Genomic DNA, 17,361 nt, shown 5'->3' on the forward strand with positions numbered 1-17,361 from the left:
GATTTCTCCTCTGGACACGTTGACCAGGACTTTCACCTGCCCGTCCCCCCGGTAGCGACACGACGACCCCGGCGGGGCTGGGCCAGCGATCGGTATAGGGCCTCGGTGTCCGCGACGAGGCGGTCCACGTCGAACGAGGCGGTCGCCCAACGGCGGGCGGCCTCGCCCATCCGGCCGGCAAGCAGGGGGTTGGAGAGTAGCTCTACGGCGTGCTCCCCCAGTTCGGCGGCGTCGGTAGCGGCGAGCAGCCCGGTGCGCCCGTTCTGGACGACCTCGGCGACGCTGCCGACCCGGGTGGACACGACCGGGGTTCCGGCCATCTGCGCCTCGATGAGCGTGAGCGGGGTGCCCTCGTTGTCAGAGGTCAGCATGACCACGTCGGCCGCCGCGTAGACGGTCTCCACGTCCTTGCGCCAGCCCACCAGATGGAAGGCTCCGCGCATCGACTCGATGTCCCGTTCCAGTCGCTCCTGCAGTTCGCCGCCGCCGCAGACGACGAAGCGGCACTCCGGCAACCTCCGGAGGATCTCGCGCGCCGCCTGGACGAACCGGTCGGGCCGCTTGACCTGGGTGAGCCGGCCGACGTACGACACCACGGGCGCGTCCAGCGGCAGGCCGAGCTCCTCGCGGGCGATCAGCCGGTCGGGCGTCGGTCCCGGCCGCACGCCGGGCGGGATGACCACGTACTGCTCGGGGCGGCCGATCCCGGCCTCCAGGAGGTCGTCGCGCACGCGCGCGCCCACGGTCACCAGCCGGTCGGTCATCGACGCGAGGACCCGCTCGGAACGCACGTAGAGCGCTCGCTTCGCACCCGAGAAGTAACCGTGCAGCAGGTGCCCGTGGAAGACGTGCGCGCGGGCCGAGGGCACACCTGCCAGGCGGGCGGCGACCCGGCCGAGCGCGCCGGCCTTGGCCGTCCGCGTGTGGACGACGTGGGGTCGGAACGCGCGCATCTCGGAGACCAGCCTCAGCAGGGCGCGGCAGTCGTCGGAGGGCCTGATGGAGCGGCCCAGCCCGGCGATCCGGTGAACCCGCACGTTCGCCCGCCGCAGCCCGAGGTGGTCGCCCTCCTCGTCGTCCACGTGACCGGTGTAGAGGCGGTGCTCGAACTCGTCGGGGTTGAGGCGCTCGGAGATTCCCAGCACTTGGGTGGCGGGACCGCCCACGTTCATCCGGGCGATGATCTCCATTACGCGAATCCGATTGTCCGGCTTCATGCGGCTCCTCTGTGGCGGGCCTGCTTCACGTCGCGAAGCTAGCTGCGGTATCGGCCGTTTCGGCGCAGCGCGTCGCGGTCAGAGGGCAAATGTTTTATCGCTGCCTACCTGCGCGTGATCACGGGCAGTCGGCACTTACCGTCCCTAAGTCCGGCGATACTCCCGGGAACAGGAGCGGTTCTTTCCGGCAAGAATCCATCAAGTCGGGTAAGCAGCCGACCATGCTCGCCCTCCGGACGTGTTGTGACGCACCGCGCGACGCTAGCGTCGTCGTCGTCGCCGGCTTCGAGGCCGGCGGTTCGGTGGGTTGCTGGGCATGAGCGCGTGGCGCCCAGGTGGACTGAAGGTCGCATTCATGGAATACCTCATCGTCGCCCTCGCCGCACTGACGCTCATCCTTGTCGTCAACGCGAGCCTCGACGGCGCCATGGCCCGGCGGGCGCTGTTCGTCCTGCTGCTCGCATTCGCCATCCGTCTCGTCGTCCATGTGTTGGTGCTGCGGCCCGGCCTCATCGAGTACGGAGGTGACAACCACGGCTATGAGGGCGATGCGATGGAGATCGTCAGACTGTGGCGACTTGAAGGCATCCACTTCGTGACCGCGGACGAGTCCCCCTACATGCAGTCCGTCGCCGTGCCGTGCAACGTCTTCGCGTTGATCATGTACGTGTGCGGCGGGCTGGCGCCGCTCGCCTGCACGGCTTTCGTCGCCCTGCTCGCCTGCGTGCTCTGTGTGATCATGTACCGGCTCGCCAGGGTCGTCGGCGCCACCGAGCAGGGGGCCTTCCGCTTGCTCGTGGTGGTCGCCTTCATGCCGGCACTTCTGCTGCACACCGCCGACACGTACAAGGACGGATTCAGCGCCTTCCTGGTGGTCGCGTGTGTGGGCATCGGCGTGTCCCTCTCTCAACGCTTCGCGCTGAGCAAACTGCTGCTGTCCGGGGGGCTGCTGTGGTGCCTGTGGCATGTGCGGCCCTACATGGTGTTCATGTGCGCCGTCCCCTTGGTCCTGGGGATGGCAGTGTCCAAGACCCGGCTCTCCGTGCGGAGGCTGTTCGCACTGAGCGCGCTGCTGGCGACAGGCATGCTGGTCTTCGTAGGGGCCTACGACAACACTCTGATCGAGGAAGGGCAGCAGCAACTGGACCAGGGTCAGTCGACCGTCGTCCGCAGCGGCAACGCCGATGGAGGCTCCGGGATCGAGTTCACCGACGGCGGTAGTGCGTGGAGCGCTCTCGGGCCGAAACTGCTCTACACCGTCCTGTCGCCCTTTCCTTGGAGCTCCGGCAGCCTCACCCTGCAAATGGGCAAGATCGACGTGCTTCTGTGGTACTTCCTGCTCTTCTCCGCGGTGCGCGGGGCCGGGCGGCTCTGGCACCACGACCGCCACACGCTGCTCCAGCTGCTCGCCTTCATCGTGCCCAGCATCATCGTCTACGCCACCACCATGGCGAATGTCGGGCTCATCCTCCGGCAGCGCATCCCCATCGAGCTGATCACGAGCCTGCTCGCCGCCGTCGTATGGAGCAGGCTCTCCCAGGCCGGTTCGCCGTCGGAGTCGCCGGGAGACGACTCTTCCGCCGCCCCTGACCAAGCGGCAAAGCCGCTGACTCCACAACGCCTGCCGTGATCTCGCAAAGGCCCCGCATCACTCCGGTTGCCGGGCCAACCGCCGCCTGTCGAGCAATGGTCGCAGCACCAGCCGCACATCGGCCGCGCCGGGCAGCAGGGTTTGAACAGGAAGGCCCGTGGTGCGCGTGAACCGTGACACGGTCAGGACGGCCATGAAGACGTATGTCGCGCTGGAGGAGAACGCCGCGCCCATCACGCCCCACAGCGGGATCGCCACCAGGTTGAGCAGCACGTTGGCGGTCAGGGCGAGGAGCGAGATGACCGTCATCGTGGTCGGCCTGTCCAGCCGGACCAGATACTGTTCCAGCAGCCGGACCTGCACGAACGCGATCGCACCAGGAGCAAGCGCCAGCAGCGGGGCCACACTGCCCGCGAATGGGGCGCCGTAGACGAGCGGAATCAGCCAGGGGGAGGCACCCGCGAGAGTCGCCACCACGGCGGAAGACGTAAGAAGGTTGATCCGGAACGACCATGCGGTGATGCGCTTGGCCTCGTCAGGCTCGGACGCTGCCTGCCTGGGCAGCACGACCTGCGTGATCGTGTTTCCCGGGATACGGGAAAGCGTCATCACGGTGACGGCGACGGTGTAGAGCCCAGAGGCGGTCACCGACTGGAGCGCGCTCAGCAGCAGGACGTCAAGACTGGCGATGAGGTAGGTGGCCACCCAACCCACGTGGTATCTGCCCGAGAGTGCGAACTGCCGCCGTACGAGAGAGACGTCCCAGCACAGCGGGACTCGCCGCAACCCGTGGAGTGCGAAGAAGAAGGGCAGCGCGGCGCTCACCGCCCAACAGATGACCACGTTCGTGACAGTTATGCGATCGGCGGCCGCGAGAAGAGCGACCGTGAGGGACTGCCCCACCGAGCAGACAACGGTTCTGCGATTCAGTACGTCCATGCGGTCCTGCAGCACCAGGACGCTGCTGAGGTTGACGGCGGCGGCACCGAAGGGAACGGCGAGCAGAGCCCATATCCACAGATGCCATTCGCCGGGCATCGACGTGGCCGCCACCACGATCACCGCGGCCATCGCGGCCACCGTCCCCATCGCCAGGCCCAGGACCCAGCCATTGGTGATCAAGGCCGGATGCCGCGTGCGATCCGACCACAAGGCGAGCTGAGACTTCTCCAACGACAGATGACCCAGCAGCATGGCGATTCCGGCCGTGGTGGTGATGACCGCGTAGATGCCCCTGCCCTCCGGCTGCAGGAAGCGTGCGACGATGGCCCCTGTCACCATGGCGAGCGTCAGCCAGAGTGCACGCGTCGCCAGCGATCGGAACGCGACCCCTGCCGCGGGCCTCATGGCCGAGACAGGTGCGGGCGCCAGAGTGGGATGCGCTCATCCATGGCGCTGACCTCCAGAGTCCTCGCGACCGCCGGGCCGCTTACAGACTTCGTCGTACAGATGGTCGAACCATTCCGCTGTCCGGTTGATGTCCACCAGATCGCCGCTCTCCTGAGCGCCTTTACGGAGCCGCGCGTGGTTCTCCGGCCGCATCGCCTCCAGGATCGCCTCGGCCAGGTCCGCGGGATCACCAGGCTTGGTCAGGTAGCCGTTGTCGCCATGCTGGATCAGCTCCGGGATACCTCCCACCGCGGTGGACACGACCGGCACGCCTGCGGCAAGAGCCTCCATGACGACGACGGGGAGGCCTTCGTGATCAGAACTGAGCACGAGAAGGTCCGCGGCCGCGATCAGACGGGACGCCTCCGAAACCCGGCCGACGAACCGCACGGCATCGGACCGCAACTCGCCGGCACGGCGCGCCACCTCCTTCTCCAGGGGACCGGAGCCGACCAACAGAAACATTGCCTGCGGGTCTTGTTCCACCACGCTTTCCGCCACCTGCAGGAGAATGTCGTGCCGTTTCTCCGGTCGGTGGTTGGCCACGTGCGCGATCAGAAAGGCGCCCTGCGGAATGTTCCGCTCCCGTCGTGTCCGGTGAGCATCATCGGCCCGGCGGCGCAGCTCCGCGACATCGACACCGTGAATCCTGGTGGACAGCTGACGAGCCCCCCTGGCGACGACGGATCGCGCAACCTCTTGAGAGACGGCGATCGTATGGGTGTCCAGCCATATGGTCGCCTGGTCGACCAGCATCGTCGGCAGTGCGTAGCGCACGTTGTGCACTGTCGAGACGAGGATGGGCCGGGGTCTGGACAGGCGGGACGTCAGCCGGAGCAGCGATGCCGGCAGCGGCGAATGCAGATGCAGGACGTCGGGTCGCAGCCGCCTGACCGCCGCGGCCAGATGGAGGAGACGTAGCCGGCGCGGGCACGAACCCACCTGGACCACGTCAATGCCTGCCTCACTGAGTTGCCGGATGCGTTCGTCCGACGCCTGCAGACACGCGACGGTGTAGCGCTTCGAGGCTTGGGGCGCTTTCAGCAGCCTTTCGACGAGCAACGTCTCCGCGCCACCCGTATCCAGAAGCTTGATTACTTCGCAGATGTGCATCATGGGCTTCATGAGGCCATCATCGCCACCAGGTGCGCTTTCGGGGACTATGGCGCTCGGGCGATGGAAAACATTGCTCGCCTGCGGTTTCCGCATTACTCCCGTGCCGTGGAATTCAATGCGAAAAGTTACCCCCCGCTGATGCGCATAAACACGCCTGTAAACCATTGAGCTTTTTAGGCAACAGACGCCCAGGCCTGCCACAGGCAAATCGTCATGGCCCCGACCGACCTTTACGGTACGTCGTGGGCACGGCGCCAGAGTTCGAGTTGCAGAAGCGCCCAGAGTTGAGAGGCATGGTCGGCGCCGCCCATATGGCGCTCGATTATGGATCGGACCGCACCCGGCCGGAAAAGATCGCAAGCACACGCCGTGGGGTCCGTCAGCACGTCATACACCGTGTCCCGAAGCTCGTGCCGAAGCCAGGCGGCCAGGGGCACACCGAATCCTTTCTTCGGATACCGCAGCAGTTCTTCGGGGATCCACGGAGCAACGGCCTGCTTGAGCAGGACTTTCGTCTGAAACTTGCGTATGTGCAGGGCACTGGGCAGAGTAGCGGCCCACTCCATGACGTGGTGGTCCAGGAACGGAGACCTCGCCTCGATCGAATGAGCCATGGTCGTGATGTCCACCTTGGGCAGGAGGTCTCCAGGAAGATAGGTCAGCGTGTCGACGTCCAGAACCCGCCCCAGATCATCCTGGGCCGTCGACGCCTGGAAAGCATGCTCGAACAGTTGATAACTGTCCGTCCCTGCCAGAGCGCTCCGCATCCCGTCGCTGTACAGGCCCCAGCGCTGCTCCGGTCCGAAGCACGACATCAGGCGCGCGTACCGGCGAGAGGGTTTCTCGGCCACGAAATCGAGCATCTGGCCGAAGCGGCGGAAACGGCTGCCCGCAGCGGTTCTCTTCACGATGAGCGAGCCAAGCGCTCTGATACTGCGGGCTGGACCGGACGGCATGGCCGGTATCCACCGAGCCTGATTCATCAGGGCGTGCCGTCGGTACCCGCCGAAACACTCGTCGCCGCCGTCCCCATTCAGGACGACGGTGACATGCTGCCTGCTCATTTGCGCCACCCAGAAGGTGGGGATCGCCGAGGAGTCGGCATACGGCTCATCGAAGTGCCAGGCGAGCCGTGGGAGAACATCGACGAGATCACTCGTCACGACCAGCTCATGGTGGTCCGTGCTGAAGCGATCGGCCACCAGCCGCGCCTTGTGCCGTTCGTCGTACTTGCCATCCTCGAAACCGATGCAGAACGTCTTGATCCGCTCCGAGCTTTGCATGCTCATCGCGGCCACGATGGCGGAGGAGTCCACGCCGCCGGAGAGGAACGCGCCGATCGGACGCTCGCTCACCATCCGGATGCGCGTGGCCTCCAGAAGTAGGTCCCGCAACTGCTCCTCGGCCTCCCGCTCATTCACCACCGGGCGGGTGGTGCGGTCCAACTCCCAGTAGCGCCTGACCGTGACCTTCCCCGCCTCCCAGATGAGCAGGTGCCCCGGAGGGAGCTTGTGCACCCCCTGGTAGATGGACCAGGGGGCCGGGACGTACGAATAGGTGAGGTAGTGATCCAAGGCGATCGGATCTATCTGGCGCGGCATCTCTGGGTCACGAGCGAGTGCCTTCAGCTCTGACGCGAACCAGATCGAAAACTCGTCGCTGCGCCAGTAGAGTGGCTTCTTTCCCGCCCGATCCCGACCGAGGACGAGGCGCTGCCGGGTGCGGTCCCAGAGGGCGAAGGCAAACATTCCTCGGAGCTGATGGACCAGTTCGGGGCCGTGCTCCTCGTACAGATGGACGAGGCATTCCGAGTCCCCCTCCGTACTGAGCCGGTGCCCGAGGCCCGTCAGCTTCCGCCGAAGTTCGGCAAAGTTGTAGATCTCACCGTTGAAGACCGCTACGACGTTGCCGTCCTCGCTGTAGACCGGCTGATCGCCTGTTGCCACGTCGATGATGGCCAACCTACGCATGCCGAGGGACACATGCTCGTCACTATAGAAACCGGCACCGTCAGGCCCGCGATGTGCGATCACATCGCACATGTCGCCAACGAGGCCCTGAGGAGGACGCATCGTGGATGCCACTCCCGCTATCCCGCACATCTGTACCCCCGAAACCGGTTTACGGTCACATCTGCTCCTTGACATCTCTGAGTCGCGCGGCCGCTGTTCCGGCTCAGGCTCCCCGTCGGCGATTCGCTCGGCTTTCACAGCCGGCGGCGCTGCTCGTCGATGTGTCCTGCTCGGTCGGCGGCCAGCGCGGTCGCACCCCCGGTGTCAGTCGGCGGCCCCCGCCTCGGTCCGATAGACGGCGACATCGCTGGAACGAAACACCGGCTGGGCGAACACCGGCAGGTCGGGGCTAACGCCTCCGCGGGACTCATCTGCGATGAGCCACCGAACACCGTAGTGGTCGCGCAGGCGGCTGATCGTCTCTGTGGACGGCGACCGGAAGGCCGCCTCGTTGGTGTCGTATCGCACGCGGTCCCAGAACGGCAGGTGCATGACCAGCAGTCCCGGCTGCCACCGGTCCGCGTTCGTCGGCGTGAACGCCCACCCTTCGATCAGGACGCGCCGCTCGGTCAGGGCCGACACCCAGAACTGACGGGTGTCGCACGGGTTCTCGAAGCCCCACCGGCAGTGGACGTTCGTGGCGATGAGGTCGTCCTCCCCCGCATGCGCGCGCAACCAGCGCGCGGCGCTCAGCACGCCTCCCGGCGCGGGAGCCGGCTGAACCTCCGCCGCGGTCGTCCTGTCCCCGCCGTCGTCCATGCGGGACAGGGCGCGCACGTGGTGGGCGGCGGGCAAGCCGATCGCGGCCAGCCCGGCGAGCACGAGAGCCCAGACTTGTCGGCTCCGCCCCAGCATCAGCATGCCGCCCACCGCCACGGCGAGGACGTCGGCGAGCACGACGTACGGCAGGAAGAGAACGGAGACCGGCTGGCCCGGTGAAAGCGGTGCCCGGACGCCGCAGAGGATCGGGACGGCGTAGGCGCAGAGCGTTCCGGCCCCTGCCGCGCACAGCGCCGCCCGGCGAGAGACCCGCGCTCGCCGCAAGGCAACGACGAGGCCGTACACCGCCAGTGTCGCGAGGTAGGGATGGGCCGCCCACAGGAACCACAGGTGGCTGCCGCCAGGCTGATCCAGCACCAGGGCGGCGCCGAGGCCCGCGGCGCCCAGGCCCAGCATCAGCACCACGTCCGGCCGCAGCAGCAGCTTGGGCTCGCTGAGCAGCCCGAATACCGGAGCGCATGTGATGCCCCAGGCCAACAGGTAGATCGCCGTCACCGCCAGCAGCGGGAGGAGCGGTGCCGCCGTCTCGACCGGCATGCCGGTCAGGTCGTGCCAGATGTCGCCCATGTAGGCCAGGGGGGCGACGACGGTGCCCTGCCGCTGTCCGCCGAAGAGGACGAACTGCGCGAAGATCAGACACACCGCTGTCATCGCGAGGGCGACAAGCGCTCCCCACCGCGGCCGGCGCTCCACCAGAGTGCTCACGACCAGCACGATCAAGAGTCCTGCGGCCAGCATGGGCAGGTGGGTGGCCTTGCCGCCCATCACCGCCACCAGGAGGACGGCGAACAGCAGCCACGCACCGGCGTCGAGCGACCGGTGCTTGAGCAGGTCGATCAGAACCAGGACCACCGCGACGAATATCAGCGCCCCGAAGGTGAACGTGGGACTTCCCCACGCCGCGTCGTGGACCCCGCCATGGGTGAAGGCACTGACCGAGCCGAGGAACAGCCGCGGCGCTCCGATGAAGACCGTGGCCGCCGTGGCGATCACCGCGACCTTCCAGGAACTCGTCACCTTCCGCCCGAGCATCGCCACGAGCACCACGAACGCGGCCAACATCGGCAGCATGCTGAGCCTGAACAGCAGGACCATCGGCTCGATCCCGGTGATCCAGCTTGTGGCGGCGTAGTGCGCGTAGACGAACCAGTGGTAGAAGAGCGGCTCGCCCGCGACTATCGGCACCGTGGGTGGCATGTGCTGCTTCAGCTCAGCGATCAGAGCGAGGTGGAACGGCCCGTCATCCGGATAGCCGACCAGGTCCGGCCAGGTCAGCGGGCCGATGCTGAAGTGCGACCAGGCGCTCCAGGCAACCAGGTAGCAGAAAATCGCCGCCAGGGCCCACGACCACCAGACCGGCGCGTGTGGACGCGCACCGCCTCTCCAGTGCCAGCGCAGCCGCGGAACGGCGAGGAAGGCGAGGTAGGTGGCGATCGGCCACGCCAGGACGAGCAGCGGAACACCGAGGGCCCGGCCGACGATGTAGGTCATCACCTCGACGGCGTACCCGAGCACCGTCCCGAGCGCGACCTCCTCCGCCAGCGTGCGGCGACGTCCGAAGAGGGCGCGAATCAGCAGCAGCCCTGGGAGCGTCACACAGAGCAGGAGATACGCCCCGAAAACCGCTGTATCCCTGGCGGAAACGCCGTAGAACGTCAGCACGGCGACGACGTAGCCCGCGGCGAGCACGGCGGGCAGCCAGGAGATCAGGCGGGATGGGGCCACACGACCGAGCGCATGGCGCGTGACGGGCTGAGGCCGGTCGGCGTGAACGTCCGCCGCCGGCCCCGGTACGGCCCCCTGAAGGGACGAAGGCGTGTTCATATCGGGAGTGTGACAACGCGGACGATCACGGCGACGCAGGCGCTCGCGAACGGGCGGAATCCTTGCCATTCCTTGAGGTCGGCCGCACCGCACGTCACACGGCGTCGCCGGCCTCGGTCCCAGAACAGGCGGTGCTCCACCACCTCGCTGTCCATGTTCTTCGCCTTATGGCCCCAGCCTTTCGGCCGGCACGCCCCTTGGGATCATCGAGACGGGCGCCGTGAGCGCTTACGTCTAAAGATCTCCTGGTATGCCTCGACGTAACGGTCAACCATGGCATCGAGCGTCAAATGCGTGCGCGCCCATGTCTGAGCCTTGTCCGCGAGGCCACGAGCGTGTTCACGATCCTTGAGGACGCCGGCCAGAGCGTCGGCCAGAGCGACGCAGTCACCAGGGGGGACGATGACACCTCGCCCTTCAAGCAGTTCCGACGGGCCGCCGGAGTTCGTGGCGACAGCCGGAACGGACGCCGCCATCGCCTCCATCAGAGCATTGGAGAGGCTTTCACTCAACGACGGGAGCACAAAGACGTCCGCACGCCTCAAGAGCGCCGAGACGTCATGACGAGTGCCGAGAAAGCGGATGTCCGCGGAAAGCAGCCTGGCCTGCTCTTCGAGCGCGGTACGATCCGCCCCATCACCGACCAGCAGTAGCGTGCAGGAGACGCCTCTCTCCTCCATCAGGGCCACGGCTTCGAGAAGGTACCCGTGTCCCTTGGGGTGACGGAGATTGGCGACACATAGGACCACGGGCAGCTCGGTGTCGATCTCTGCCGGTGAAGCGTCGTCAAAGGCCTCCGGCGGCAGCCCGTTGTAAATGACCGCAATCTTTTCCGGCGCCACCCCCTCCTCACGCAGGGTGACGTCGGCCACCGCCTTGGAATTCGCGATAACCATATCGGTAACCCTGGTGGCGGCTCGTTCAACGGCCAGCAGCGCCTTCTTTTTTCGATTCTCTTTGAAGTAACCCAGGTTGCGCCGGCCTGCCACCACGACAGGAACTCCGGCCAGCCGGGCCGCTGGAGCGCATATCACATATCCATAGTAGAGAAAGGCGTGCACCACGTCCGGCCGGGACCGGCGAAGCAGGAATACCAGACGCAGAAACGCCACGAGCGTGTTGATCGGATCACGAGTTATGTGGCGCATGCTGCGGAATCCGAGGAATATGACGCTTATTCCCTCGTCTCGCAGAAGGGTCTCGTACGGACCACTTTCGAACATCACGAGAACACTTGTCGCGATACCTCGCCGATGTAGCATCCGGGCCAGGAGAACTACCGATCTCTCCGCCCCACCCACGCCCAATTTATCCGTGACCAAAAAAACGCTTTTGAGGTGGACTGCCGGATTTGCGGACTGCATATGCCTCTCCTTCCAGACACCTGCCAATTCACCCTCGACAAGCAAGGGGCCGCTCGCATGATCCCCACCCGAAACGGGGATCCCGGCTCACGCCACACCGGTATTGATTCTTTATTCGCCGCTGATTGACCGAGCCTCAAGGCATGATGACCAGGGGCCTGTGTGCTGTTCCGCCGCACCGCGCCGCCCCCGTTCGCCGAGATGGCCGCTGGGTTCGGCGTCGGTGCGGTGACCGCCCAGCGCTATGCGCATGAGGCCGTCGCCTGCTCGCTCGTCGGCGAAGCCTTCGGCCAAGCGGGCGCAGGTGTCGACGTTGCGCCGATGAGCCAGGCCCAGCAGCGCTTGCCGTGCCGGAGCCGAGCGCCGCCACCGGCAGCGGCGTTCGGCACGCCGTGCGCATGCACATCCGGCAGAGCGTCATTGCTGATTCTTGGCGACCGCTTTCGTCGCAGTCTCCTCACGTCGCGATATCGGAGCGGTGCGACTCGGCCTAGTAGACACGCCAGGCGGCATTCGCGTGATCGGACACTCACTCACCGTAATATGAGGCGACTGTTGGATCTGGGCGCACCGAGACGCGGTCATCCTGTTTCGCCTACTTGAACGGTCAACCGAATGGCTCTATCGGATCACGCGTCCTCCGACACCAAGCAGACGATCGTCTCGCATGTGAGGCAGGCCGGATCGCGGAGGGCACCGCTCCCCAAGTCATCCATATGTCATCACGAATGTGACAGGAGCCCATCCATGGGAGAGAAACTGGTCGTCGTTGGCCAGGGATACGTCGGCCTACCACTGGCGATGCGGGCGGTCGAGGCCGGCTTCGACGTCGTCGGGATCGACGTCGACGACTGGCGCGTCAAACGGCTGAACGCCGGGGAGTCGTTCGTCGAGGACATCTCCGACGACCAGGTGTCGGCCGCGCTGCGCTGTGGCCGTTACCACGCCAGCGCCGACTACGCCGCCGCCGACGGCTTCGACGTGTGCGTGATCACCGTGCCGACGCCCCTGTGTGAGGGCGCCCCCGACCTTCGCTACATCGCCTCGGCCGGCCAGTCGATCGCGCCGCGGCTGCGCCCGGGCGCCACCGTCGTGCTGGAGTCCACTACCTATCCGGGCACCACCGAGGAGTACCTCCTGCCGATCCTGGAGGGGGGCTCGGGGCTGCGCGCGCCCGAGGACTTCCTGCTCGGCTACAGCCCCGAGCGGATCGACCCGGGCAACACCGTGTGGCGTCTGGAGAACACGCCGAAGGTCGTCGCAGGCATCGACGAGATCTCTCTGAAGCGCATCCAGCACTTCTATGGGCGCCTCGTCGCGCACGTCGTGCCGGTGTCCTCGGTGCAGGTGGCGGAGCTGTGCAAGCTGCTGGAGAACACCTTCAGGCACGTCAACATCGCGCTGGTCAACGAGTTGTCGATCTTCGCCGAACAGCTCGGCATCGACGTCTGGGAGGCCATCGACGCCGCCTCGACCAAGCCGTTCGGGTTCATGCGCTTCACACCCGGACCCGGCGTCGGCGGTCACTGCCTGCCGATCGACCCGTCGTACCTGTCATGGAAGGTCAAGCGGAGCCTGGGGCACAACTTCCGGTTCGTGGAGCTGGCCAACGACATCAACGACCACATGCCCGACCATGTCGTGCACCGGCTGATGCTGGCGCTCAACCAGCGCGGCAAGGCACTCAACGGCAGCCGGGTGGTCGTGCTGGGGTTGGCGTACAAGAAGAACGCCGGCGACTGCCGCGAGTCGCCGGCGATCGAGGTGGTCAAGTCGCTGCACAAGGTGGGCGCGCAGGTGCGGGCCGCCGACCCGCACGTGCAGCACGTCCAGTTGCCGGCGGGCATCGAGATGGTCGAGGCAACGCGCCGCGAGCTGGCCGACGCGGACGCGGTGCTGGTGCTCACCGACCACGACTGCTTCGATTTCCAGCTGGTCGAGGAGGCCAGCCCGTACGTCTTCGACACCCGCAACCGCTGCCGCGGCGCCAACGTCGAGCGACTTTGAACGGTCGATCGCATGAATCTCGCACTCACCCACCCGGCAGCCCGCGCTCTGCGCCGGGGTGTCACCACAGTCACACCGGGTCACATCGAGGCCGGCTCATGAAGATCGTGCGCGTGAGCTACAGAGTGCCACCGGAGCCAGGTGGCAAGGAACGACACACCGAGTTCCTCACCCGCGAGCAGCTCAAGCGCGGCCACGAGATCACGCTCGCCTTTCGCCGCGGCCATGTGGTGCCGGACGGCGCCACGGTGCTGAGGACCCGGCCGACCCTGCTGTCGCGGGCGCTGGGCGCCAAGTCCGACGTACTCGCTTTCGCGGCGGAAGTGGGCGCGGCACTGCGCCGCAGCGAACGGCCCGACCTGGTGCACCTGCATGGGGACCACGTCGAGGCAGCGGTTCTCGGACCGGTCTGCCGTCGCCTCGGCATCCCGCTGGTGATGACCCTGCACGCCACCCTGTCGGAGCGGCACCGGGCATTCGCCAGGATGGCGCTGCGCGGCGTGGACGCGTGCTTCGCGCTCGGCACGGCCGCCGCTCGCGACCTTGTGGAGCGCGGCGTCGATCCACGCCACATCGAGACCGCCTCCAGCGGTCTGGACCTCGACTCGATCAACCGGACCCCTCATCCGGCGGCCCGGCAGCCCGGGTTGGTCGTGAGCGTGGGGTCGCTGGACCCGATGAAGAACCATGCCCTGCTCATCTCCGCCTTCCATGAACTGCGCCGCACCCGCCCGGACATCCAGCTGGTGATCGCCGGTGACGGCCCCGAGCGTGACGCGCTGCTCCGTCTGGCAGCGGGGGCGGGGGAGCGCGCCAAGGCCGGCGAGGGGAACGGCGTGGTCCTGGCCGGGCGCCTCGCACAGGACGACATCTACCGCCTGGTCCGGCGCGCCGAAGTCTTCGTGCTGGCCTCGCGCCGCCTCGACGGCAAGGGAGAGGGGGTGCCCACAGCAGCCCTGGAGGCCTTGGCTCTCGGCACCCCGGTCATCGTCTCCTCGGACGCCGCGCTCATCCCGGTCGTGCGGGATCCGCAGGCGTACCGGATGTTCACGTCGGGATCACGGGACGAGCTGGTCAGCGTGCTGGACTCCGTACTCGGCGATGAGGAGGCACGCAGCCGCATGAGCGCGTGCGGCGAGCGCGCCGCACGCGAACTCGGCTGGCCCGCCGTCGCGGACAAAGTCGAGCGCATGTACAGCTGGGCGCTCGGGGCCCCACCAACGCCACCGATCCGTGATGGCGCGACACGGATGTGAGGTCGTCGCCCGATGCGAGGCGTCCCGCAGGAGCCGGACTCGAGATTCGAAGACAACCGCAACACGCGCGCGGGGGGCACGCGCCGGTTGAATGAACAGGAGGAGCAGTGAAGGGTATGCAGCTCGACAAGGTGGTCGTGACGGGGGTGGCCGGTTTCATCGGGTCACACCTGGCAGAGGCGCTGCTGGGCCGGGGGGTCAGTGTCGTCGGCGTCGACCGGCGGCGTGCCGAGGAGGACCTTGTAGCGGCCGAGAACCTGGCCGGGCTTCTCGAGCAGCCCGGCTTCCACCTGGTCGAGGGCGATCTCACCGAGCTTGATCTGGTGCCGATGATCGGCGAGGCGTCCACCGTCTTCCATCTCGCAGGCCTTCCTGGAGTGCGTCCCTCGTGGGGCGATCGATTCGGCGAGTACCTGTCGGCCAACATCGCCGCGACGCAGCGTGTCCTCGAGGCATGTGTGACCACGCGCCTCCCGCGGCTCGTCCTGGCCTCCTCCTCCAGTGTGTACGGCGGCAGCGCCGACCGTCCTCTGAGCGAGGACGACTTGCCCGCGCCGCGGTCACCTTACGGTGTGACGAAGCTCGCCGCCGAGCGGCTGGCGCTCGCCTACGCCGCACGGCCGGACGCCCCGACCAGCGTGGTGGCCCTGCGCTATTTCACCGTGTACGGTCCCCGCCAGCGTCCCGACATGGCGATCGGCCGGATTCTCAGGGCGGCGCTCACCCGTGACCATCTGAGGCTGTTCGGCGACGGCAGCCAGCGGAGGGACTTCACCTATGTCGACGACGCGGTCGCGGCGACCATCGCCGCCGCGACGGCTCCCGCCCATGGCGAGGCGCTCAACGTGGGCGGCGGGCGGAGCTGGTCGATGCTGGAGGTGCTGGAACTGGCCGCCGAGGTCACCGGCCTGGACGTGCCGCTGGTGCGCGAGGGCAGGCAGCTCGGCGATGTGGAGGCGACGGACGCGGACCTGACCAGGACGCGTGCCGTGCTCGGCTACCAGCCGTCGGTCTCGCTACCCGACGGCATGAGCCGGCAGTGGCAGTGGATCGCCGCGCAGCACCGCCTCGCGATCGCCGCGTCTGTATAGGCACGTCGCCCAGGAGGTCTCCGAGGGAGGAGCAGCCGCCGCCGTTCGCGCGTACGTGCACGGCGACGGCCGTTCCGCCCGGGAGCCGCGCGGCAGTGCTACCTCGCCGCAACGCCATTACCGAGAAAGGCATGACTCACGTCCGGCTTCTCACGCCGGAGCATGGCCCCGAAATCATCCGTGCGGTTTCAGGCATCGGCGCGACGGGGCCTGGCGATCCGTGACCAACCGCCCGCAGAGAGGCTGACGATGAGCACACCCTTGCGAGACCCGGCGACCACCGGTGCGCTGCTGACCACGCGCAGGCCACGTATCAGCGTGATCGGCACCGGCTATCTGGGCACCACACACGCCGTCGGCATGGCCAGCCTCGGCTACGAGGTCACCGGCATGGACATCGACCAGAACAAAATCGCCATGCTGGTCGATGGGGAGGCGCCCTTCTATGAGCCGGGCCTCACCGAATTGCTGCGCAAGAACATCGAGGCCGGACGGCTCCGCTTCACCACCTCCTATGAGAAGGCGGTGGCGGATGCTGACGTTCACTTTGTCTGCGCCGGAACACCGCAGCTCGCCGGTTCCTACCGCGCCGACCTGCGGTGGGTGGAGGCGGCATTCACGGACCTCGCGCCTCACCTGCATGGCCCGGCGCTGGTCGTCGGCAAATCCACGGTCCCAGTGGGCACCGCTCGGCGAATGGCCGAGATCGTCCGCCGACACGCGCCCTCCGGCGCGTACCACGAGGTCGCGTGGAACCCGGAGTTCCTGCGGGAGGGACGGGCCGTAGAGGACACACTCCGGCCTGACCGCCTCGTCTTCGGGGTCGCATCGCCGTGGGCCGAGGAACTGCTGTACCGGGTCTACCAACCGATCATCGAGGACGATTGCCCGGCCGTGGTGACCGACTACGAGACGGCAGAGCTGGTCAAGACCTCCGCCAATGCCTTTCTCGGCCTGAAGATTTCCTTCATCAACGCGATGGCGCAGATCTGCGAGGCAACCGGGGGCGACGTCCTACGGCTGGCCGAGGCCTTGGGGCATGACGACCGGATCGGGCACGCCTTCCTCGGCCCCGGGCTCGGGTTCGGAGGTGGCTGCCTGCCCAAGGACATCCGGGCCCTGCTCGCATGCACGACCGATCTGGGGCTGCACGACGTGGCAACCCTCCTCGCGCAGGTTGACGCCATCAACCTCAGTCGTCGCTCACGCACCGTCGCACTCGGCCGCGAACTGCTGGACGGCTCATACGAAGGCAAGAACGTGTGCGTCCTCGGAGCGGCGTTCAAGCCGAACACCGACGATGTCAGGGACTCTCCCGCGCTGGCAGTGGCGATCGCGGTCCAGCAGGAGGGCGCCGAAGTCGTCGTCCACGACAGCGTCGCCGGGGCCAATGCCCGGCGTACTCATCCAGAACTGGCGTACGCCGACAGTCTGGTCGAGGCGGCACAAGACGCTGACCTGGTGATGGTGCTGACGGACTGGACGGAGTTCCGGTCCATGGATCCCGCTGTGCTGTCGCCACTAGTTCGCCGCCGCACCGTCGTTGACGCCCGCAACTGCCTGTCGCCGGAGTCGTGGCGAGCTGCAGGCTGGGAATACCGCGCCTGAGCAGGTCGCTCGACCGCTCCCTCTCCCCCGCGTCAATACTCCTGAGAGCGGCAGCACAAGCGCATCCCGATCCTCGTGGCGAGCCGTTCGAGGAGCATCTGCCGAA

The 17,361-nt window shown here is 67.1% G+C and carries 11 protein-coding genes and 1 pseudogene; 5 read left to right on the forward strand and 7 right to left on the reverse strand.

All coding sequences use genetic code 11. The features are described from left to right. Positions 1 to 32 precede the first annotated feature (32 nt). Positions 33 to 1,217 (reverse strand): glycosyltransferase, encoded by a 1,185-nt coding sequence (locus tag AB0B91_RS22305; RefSeq protein WP_358322556.1) that lies wholly within the window; start codon positions 1,215 to 1,217, stop codon positions 33 to 35. A 355-nt stretch (positions 1,218 to 1,572) separates the two neighbouring features. On the opposite strand from AB0B91_RS22305, the gene AB0B91_RS22310 reads away from it, so the two are divergent. Further along, entirely contained in the window at positions 1,573 to 2,847 is a 1,275-nt protein-coding gene (locus AB0B91_RS22310; RefSeq protein ID WP_358322559.1) for a hypothetical protein, read from the forward strand. An 18-nt stretch (positions 2,848 to 2,865) separates the two neighbouring features. Here the strand turns inward: AB0B91_RS22310 and AB0B91_RS22315 are convergent, their stop codons facing one another. From AB0B91_RS22315 to AB0B91_RS22340, 6 genes and pseudogenes are all read right to left on the reverse strand, one after another. Next, on the reverse strand, positions 2,866 to 4,155 hold the full coding sequence (locus AB0B91_RS22315; RefSeq protein ID WP_358322562.1) for a polysaccharide biosynthesis C-terminal domain-containing protein: 1,290 nt from the start codon (positions 4,153 to 4,155) through the stop codon (positions 2,866 to 2,868). A gap of 36 nt (positions 4,156 to 4,191) precedes the next feature. Further along, entirely contained in the window at positions 4,192 to 5,322 is a 1,131-nt protein-coding gene (locus AB0B91_RS22320; protein WP_358322565.1) for a glycosyltransferase, read from the reverse strand. Between the two features lie 221 nt (positions 5,323 to 5,543). Beyond that, the gene (asnB, locus tag AB0B91_RS22325; protein WP_358323555.1) at positions 5,544 to 7,460 is read right to left on the reverse strand and encodes an asparagine synthase (glutamine-hydrolyzing); all 1,917 of its coding nucleotides are present in this window, start codon (positions 7,458 to 7,460) and stop codon (positions 5,544 to 5,546) included. Between the two features lie 129 nt (positions 7,461 to 7,589). Next, positions 7,590 to 9,830 carry a hypothetical protein gene (locus AB0B91_RS22330; RefSeq protein ID WP_358322568.1) on the reverse strand — a complete coding sequence of 747 codons (2,241 nt, stop codon included), beginning with the start codon at positions 9,828 to 9,830 and terminating at the stop codon, positions 7,590 to 7,592. A gap of 302 nt (positions 9,831 to 10,132) precedes the next feature. After that, complete coding sequence (locus AB0B91_RS22335; RefSeq protein WP_358322571.1) at positions 10,133 to 11,293, reverse strand: glycosyltransferase; 1,161 nt, start codon at positions 11,291 to 11,293, stop codon at positions 10,133 to 10,135. 279 nt (positions 11,294 to 11,572) lie between these two features. Then, positions 11,573 to 11,683, reverse strand: a pseudogene (locus tag AB0B91_RS22340) (IS5/IS1182 family transposase); the annotation flags it as partial. A 357-nt stretch (positions 11,684 to 12,040) separates the two neighbouring features. Between AB0B91_RS22340 and AB0B91_RS22345 the strand changes: the two are divergent. The 4 genes from AB0B91_RS22345 (at position 12,041) to AB0B91_RS22360 (ending at position 17,255) form a co-directional block, all read left to right on the forward strand. Next, positions 12,041 to 13,300, forward strand: a complete 1,260-nt coding sequence (locus tag AB0B91_RS22345) for a nucleotide sugar dehydrogenase (RefSeq protein WP_358322573.1) — start codon at positions 12,041 to 12,043, stop codon at positions 13,298 to 13,300. A 113-nt stretch (positions 13,301 to 13,413) separates the two neighbouring features. Next, a complete protein-coding gene (locus AB0B91_RS22350) occupies positions 13,414 to 14,556 on the forward strand; it encodes a glycosyltransferase family 4 protein (protein ID WP_358322576.1) in 1,143 nt (380 codons plus the stop codon). A gap of 116 nt (positions 14,557 to 14,672) precedes the next feature. Continuing rightward, positions 14,673 to 15,647, forward strand: coding sequence for an NAD-dependent epimerase/dehydratase family protein (locus tag AB0B91_RS22355; RefSeq protein ID WP_358323558.1), 975 nt, complete (start codon positions 14,673 to 14,675; stop codon positions 15,645 to 15,647). A 288-nt stretch (positions 15,648 to 15,935) separates the two neighbouring features. After that, positions 15,936 to 17,255 carry a UDP-glucose/GDP-mannose dehydrogenase family protein gene (locus AB0B91_RS22360; RefSeq protein WP_358323561.1) on the forward strand — a complete coding sequence of 440 codons (1,320 nt, stop codon included), beginning with the start codon at positions 15,936 to 15,938 and terminating at the stop codon, positions 17,253 to 17,255. The last annotated feature ends 106 nt before the right edge of the window (positions 17,256 to 17,361 follow it).

Origin of the sequence: Nonomuraea sp. NPDC049141 (assembly GCF_040648415.1) — a bacterium.
Classification (GTDB): Bacteria; Actinomycetota; Actinomycetes; order Streptosporangiales; family Streptosporangiaceae; genus Nonomuraea.

Coding starts and splice junctions, on each gene's coding strand:
- AB0B91_RS22305 (WP_358322556.1), bottom strand. CDS start 1,217: ATGAAGCCGGACAATCGGATTCGCGTAATGGAGATCATCGCCCGGATG.
- AB0B91_RS22310 (WP_358322559.1), top strand. CDS start 1,573: ATGGAATACCTCATCGTCGCCCTCGCCGCACTGACGCTCATCCTTGTC.
- AB0B91_RS22315 (WP_358322562.1), bottom strand. CDS start 4,155: ATGAGGCCCGCGGCAGGGGTCGCGTTCCGATCGCTGGCGACGCGTGCA.
- AB0B91_RS22320 (WP_358322565.1), bottom strand. CDS start 5,322: ATGAAGCCCATGATGCACATCTGCGAAGTAATCAAGCTTCTGGATACG.
- asnB (WP_358323555.1), bottom strand. CDS start 7,460: ATGTCAAGGAGCAGATGTGACCGTAAACCGGTTTCGGGGGTACAGATG.
- AB0B91_RS22335 (WP_358322571.1), bottom strand. CDS start 11,293: ATGCAGTCCGCAAATCCGGCAGTCCACCTCAAAAGCGTTTTTTTGGTC.
- AB0B91_RS22345 (WP_358322573.1), top strand. CDS start 12,041: ATGGGAGAGAAACTGGTCGTCGTTGGCCAGGGATACGTCGGCCTACCA.
- AB0B91_RS22355 (WP_358323558.1), top strand. CDS start 14,673: ATGCAGCTCGACAAGGTGGTCGTGACGGGGGTGGCCGGTTTCATCGGG.